Genomic DNA, 1121 nt, shown 5'->3' with positions numbered 1-1121 from the left:
GGTCAGGTGGTGCTGATGGGCTTCAAGCGGGGCATCTTCTCCAATGAAGCGGGCCTGGGCAGCGCTCCGATCGCCCATGCGGCTGCCAAAACCGATGATCCCGTTCGCCAGGGCACGGTGGCCATGCTGGGCACCTTCATCGACACCCTGATCATCTGCACGATGACTGCCCTGGTGATCATCACCACCAAAGCCAATCTGATCCTCGATGCAGCCGGCGACAAGCTCAGCGGCGCAGACCTCTCCATCGCTGCCTTCAACACCGGCATCGCCGGCAGCGGCGTGGTGGTCACCCTGGGACTGGTGGTCTTCGCCTTCACCACCATTCTCGGCTGGAGCTTCTACGGCGAACGCTGCACCACCTACTTGTTCGGTGATTCCGCCGTGCTGCCCTTCCGTCTGACTTGGGTGGCTGTGGTCGTGATTGGTGCTGTCGCCGGCGACCGCGGTGTGATCTGGTCGATTGCCGACACGCTCAATGGCCTGATGGCCCTCCCGAACCTCGTGGCCCTGATCCTGCTCTCCGGAACCGTGTTCAAACTCACCAAGGCCTACAGCTTCAGCGACTGAGCACAACGACGAGCACTAAAAAAGGGGGGGCTTAGCCCCCCTTTTTTGTTGGCAGTCAATCAACCCTGATCGGGCAACGGAGTCACGGACTTGAGCCTTTCATTGAGCTGAGTCGCCAGGCTCTGACGACCCACCGCCAGAACCTTGAGGGTGTCTTCGTGCATCCGCAGTTGAGCATCGGCAACCTGCATGCCACGCACAAGCTCCTTGAGCTCATCAGGAAGGGTGTTGAGGTCGTAGCGCTTGCCTTCAAAGGTCAAGACGGGGTTGTTGGCTGCGGAATCAGTCATCGTTCATCGCCGGGATGGCGGTGTACCGGCGGCCAGATCGTAGAGGGCTTCAGGACTTCTGCCGATCTCGAATGAACTGCCGTTCGCACAATTCGCGGTAACGCCCACCACGCTGCATCAACTCGTCGTGGGTTCCTCGATCGACCACGGCTCCCTTTTCAAGAACCACAATGCGATCGGCCTCCTGCACCGTCGCCAGACGATGGGCGATCACCAACACGGTTCGCCCCTTCATCGCCTGCTTCAGTCCGAGTTGCACCA

General features: G+C 60.3%; 2 protein-coding genes and 1 pseudogene. 1 reads left to right on the top strand and 2 read right to left on the bottom strand.

From position 1 onward, the window contains the following. Nucleotides 1–570 (top strand): alanine:cation symporter family protein (locus tag B3873_RS13380; RefSeq protein WP_286866653.1); only part of this gene is annotated, 570 nt, incomplete at its 5' end. Nucleotides 571–629: 59 nt separating this feature from the next. On the opposite strand, the gene B3873_RS13375 is transcribed toward B3873_RS13380, so the two are convergent. Both B3873_RS13375 and B3873_RS13370 read right to left on the bottom strand, forming a co-directional pair. Further along, entirely contained in the window at nt 630–860 is a 231-nt protein-coding gene (locus B3873_RS13375; RefSeq protein ID WP_114987892.1) for a DUF6447 family protein, read from the bottom strand. Nucleotides 861–909: 49 nt separating this feature from the next. Further along, nucleotides 910–1121, bottom strand: a pseudogene (locus B3873_RS13370) (ABC transporter); the annotation flags it as partial.

The organism is Herbaspirillum sp. UBA812, assembly GCF_002296545.1.
GTDB lineage: Bacteria > Pseudomonadota > Gammaproteobacteria > Burkholderiales > Burkholderiaceae_D > Herbaspirillum > Herbaspirillum huttiense.
Note: the sequence above shows the minus strand (reverse complement) of the source record. Positions and strands in the feature narration are given on the sequence as shown.

What these genes read in the sequence shown, in the direction of transcription:
- B3873_RS13375 (WP_114987892.1), bottom strand. Translation starts at nt 860, where the DNA reads ATGACTGATTCCGCAGCCAACAACCCCGTCTTGACCTTTGAAGGCAAG.